This is a genomic window from Promicromonospora sp. NPDC060204 (assembly GCF_042728455.1).
GTDB lineage: Bacteria > Actinomycetota > Actinomycetes > Actinomycetales > Cellulomonadaceae > Promicromonospora.
Genome location: NZ_JBHWZO010000411.1, coordinates 1 through 3,183 on the forward strand (window position 1 = coordinate 1; position 3,183 = coordinate 3,183).

The following is a 3,183-nucleotide window of genomic DNA, read 5'->3' on the forward strand; positions in this document are numbered from 1 at the left end:
AGGTCCCCCGGGGGACCTGAGCGTCTGACACGTCCGGTCAGCTCGTGCGTCTGACCACCACGGGCGGCTCGCCGGCGGGACCCCTGGGCGGGCGGAGCTGCTCGTCCGCCGCGTCGCCCGCCGACTCCTGGGCGATCCGGAGGCGGTCGGTGAGCTCGCCCTTGCCGAGCTGCCCGCGGTCCGGGTGCCCCAGCGCGTCGCGGGTCCAGTGCAGCCGGTGCCCGGCGGCGCGGTCCACGGTCGTCGCCGTCCAGCGCGCGTCCGTGACCCGGGCGGGTCCGCCGGGGTGCTGCACGACGTCCGCGACCAGCAGCAGGCCGACGGCGGACGCCGCCACGCAGCACTGCGTCCCCTGGTTGGACAGCAGGTTGCCGAGGCCGTAGGCCACCCACATCCCGTCCCCGCCCGGGCCGCCGCGCAGGTGCTCCAGCGGCTGCGGCACGTGCGCGTGGTGCCCGATCACGAGATCCACCTGGCGGGACTTCGCGAGGGCCTTGGCGGTCTCCTTCTGGTGGTCGGTGGGCTCCGTGACGTACTCGGTGCCGTCGTGGAGGCTGACCACCACGAGGTCCGCGCCCGCCGCCCGCGCGTCCCTGGCCCGCTCGATGATCCGCTCGGAGTCGATGAGGTCCACCGACCAGGAGCCGTGCGGCGGCTCCAGCCCGTTCAGCCCGTAGGCGGCCGACAGGTGGGCGACCGTGACGGTCCGGCCCTCCCGCCGCAGCTCGTAGAGCTGGGGGCTGCTCGACTCGCGCTTGTTGCGCGCGGTCCCGGCGTGGCCCATCCCGGCCCGGTCGAGCGCCCCGAGCGTCGCGGCGATGCCGTCGTAGCCGGAGTCGGCCGCGTGGTTGGACGCCGTCGAGCAGCCGTCCCAGCCCTGCTCGCCCAGGTCGCGGACGATCTCCTTCGGCGCGCGGAACACGGGGTAGCCGGACGGCTGCGTGCCCTTCGGCGCGACCGGCACCTCCAGGTGGCACAGGGCCAGGTCCGCCCGGGCGACCCAGGGGTCGATGCCCGCCAGCAGCGGCGAGTAGTCGAACCCGTCCGGCCCGGTCGCCGAGTCGTTGACCGGTTCGTGGGTCAGGACGTCGCCCGCGGCGAGCAGCGTGAGCTCGACGTCCTGCAGCGTGGGCGTGGGCATGGGCTCAGGGGAGGGGGTGGCGGACGCCGGGGGCGTCGCCGGGGCGGACGTCGTGGAGGCGCCCCCGGAGCCGGTGGGCACTGGTACGCCCGGAGCGGGCGTGCAGGCCGCCGGCGTGGCCGCGAGGGCGCAGGTCACCGCGGCGGACGCGAGGAACCGCAGCGGGCGGACGTTGACCACCCCCGGATGTTATGGCAGGCCGGGGGAGCGAGCGACCGGGCGCGGACGGTGCTCGGTCCGGGGCGCGGGTGAACCGCGGCTAGGCTTGAGCAATGGTCAACGACGCTCCGTCGCCCTGGAACATTGCGAACATCGTCACGATGATTCGCATCGCCATGGTCCCGTTCTTCGCCTGGGCACTTCTCGTCGAGGGCGGGGACGACACGACGTGGCGGCTCGTGGCCACGGCGATCTTCGTGGTCGCGGCGGTGTCGGACAAGGTCGACGGCTACCTCGCGCGGTCGCGCGGCCTCATCACCGACCTGGGCAAGCTGCTCGACCCGATCGCGGACAAGCTGCTCGTGGGCGCCGCGCTGATCCTGCTGTGGATCCCGCTCGGCGAGCTGCCGTGGTGGATCCCCGTGGTGATCCTGGTGCGCGAGCTGGGCATCACGTTCATGCGCCTGGGCATGGTCAAGTACGAGGTCATGCCCGCGTCGCGGGGCGGCAAGCTGAAGACCGTGCTGCAGACCGTGGCGATCTCGCTGTTCCTGCTCCCGCGCGAGGGCTTCGACTGGCTCACGGTGATCGCCTGGGTCGTGCTCATGGCGGCGTTCGTCGTGACGGTCGTGACCGGCGTCGAGTACGTCTACCAGGGCTGGAAGATCCGGCGCGACGCCCGGGCCCGGACGCCGCAGGCATGACGGCGCCGCGCCTGCTGGAGGCGGCCGCCGCCCGCGGCTGGACCATCGGCGTGGCCGAGTCGCTGACGGGCGGTCTGGTCACGGCCACGCTCGTGTCGGTGCCGGGCGCGTCCAAGGTGCTGCGTGGCGGCGTCGTCGCCTATGCCACCGACCTGAAGGCCGGGCTGCTCGGCGTCGACGCGGACCTGCTCGCCGAGCGCGGGGCCGTGGATGAAGCCGTGGCCGCCCAGATGGCAGACGGCGTGCGCCGGGCGACGGGGGCCGACGTAGGCCTCGCCACGACCGGCGTCGCGGGCCCGGACCCCCAGGACGGCCAGCCGCCGGGTGTGGTCTTCGTCGCAGTAAGCACTCCGGTCGCGTCCGAGGTGCACCGGCTGGACCTGGCGGGCGACCGCCCGCAGATCATCGGCGACGCGGCGCGCGGGGTCATCGAGCTCGCGTCGCTGCTCGTCAGCGAGGCGTTGGGTGAAAAAACCGACTCGCACCCACACTCGTTCCCTGAAGTTACAGACATGTGAAACTTCTTGGCTTAATCTTGCACAGGGCTTGACGCGGGAACACTTCGGGAACAAGGCTCATACCAACAGCGTTGGTCCCGGTGTGATCACGAACAGGCCGACCACTCGGGGCCGGCGGAAGAACTCTTCGGGCGCGGGGTACGGTAGAACGACCTCCGCACAAGGAGGCCGTACCACACGCAAGGCACGTCCGGTCCAGGCAGGGCAGGGCGTGAGGTCAGGGACAGGCACTGAAAGGGGGCGCGAGATGGTCGTACTACGGCGAGAAATCGGAGACGTGCTGCGAGACACGCGGCAGCGTCAGGGGCGCACCCTCCGTGAGGTGTCGTCGGCGGCGCGAGTGTCGCTGGGTTACCTCAGTGAGGTGGAGCGCGGGCAGAAGGAGGCGTCGTCCGAGCTTCTCGGTTCCATCTGCGAGGCGCTCGACGTGCCGCTGTCCTTGGTGCTGCGTGAGGTGAGCGACCGCGTCGCGGTGGCCGAAGGATTCCAGATTCCCGACACGATCCCGGCGGACTTCGTCGCCGGGCTGCTGGCCAGGGGAGGCGACCGGACCGCAGCGCGGCGGGAGGTCGACCCGTCCGACCTGGCACCGGTCGGCTGACAGGCCGGCTGGGCGAGAGCCGCAGCAGGGCAGAACCGGAGCGGGGCACCACCGAGGTGG

At 72.5% G+C, this 3,183-nt stretch carries 4 protein-coding genes; 3 read left to right on the forward strand and 1 reads right to left on the reverse strand.

What is annotated here, in order from left to right; genetic code table 11:
• Positions 1-37 precede the first annotated feature (37 nt).
• Positions 38-1,321, reverse strand: a complete 1,284-nt coding sequence (locus ACFWEJ_RS28130) for a CapA family protein (protein WP_377232462.1) — start codon at positions 1,319-1,321, stop codon at positions 38-40.
• Between the two features lie 92 nt (positions 1,322-1,413).
• Here ACFWEJ_RS28130 and pgsA point away from each other — a divergent pair, with 92 nt between their 5' ends.
• The 3 genes from pgsA (at position 1,414) to ACFWEJ_RS28145 (ending at position 3,123) form a co-directional block, all read left to right on the forward strand.
• Positions 1,414-2,004: a CDP-diacylglycerol--glycerol-3-phosphate 3-phosphatidyltransferase gene (pgsA, locus tag ACFWEJ_RS28135; protein ID WP_377232463.1), complete on the forward strand. Its 591-nt coding sequence runs from the start codon at positions 1,414-1,416 to the stop codon at positions 2,002-2,004.
• Positions 2,001-2,522 carry a CinA family protein gene (locus tag ACFWEJ_RS28140; RefSeq protein WP_377232464.1) on the forward strand — a complete coding sequence of 174 codons (522 nt, stop codon included), beginning with the start codon at positions 2,001-2,003 and terminating at the stop codon, positions 2,520-2,522. Before pgsA ends, ACFWEJ_RS28140 begins: the two co-directional genes overlap by 4 nt.
• Before the next feature lie 247 nt (positions 2,523-2,769).
• Positions 2,770-3,123 carry a helix-turn-helix domain-containing protein gene (locus ACFWEJ_RS28145; RefSeq protein ID WP_182614568.1) on the forward strand — a complete coding sequence of 118 codons (354 nt, stop codon included), beginning with the start codon at positions 2,770-2,772 and terminating at the stop codon, positions 3,121-3,123.
• Positions 3,124-3,183: the final 60 nt, after the last annotated feature.

Bases quoted from the DNA above. Each gene is read 5' to 3' on its own strand.
- pgsA (WP_377232463.1), top strand. From the start codon at position 1,414: ATGGTCAACGACGCTCCGTCGCCCTGGAACATTGCGAACATCGTCACG.
- ACFWEJ_RS28140 (WP_377232464.1), top strand. From the start codon at position 2,001: ATGACGGCGCCGCGCCTGCTGGAGGCGGCCGCCGCCCGCGGCTGGACC.
- ACFWEJ_RS28145 (WP_182614568.1), top strand. From the start codon at position 2,770: ATGGTCGTACTACGGCGAGAAATCGGAGACGTGCTGCGAGACACGCGG.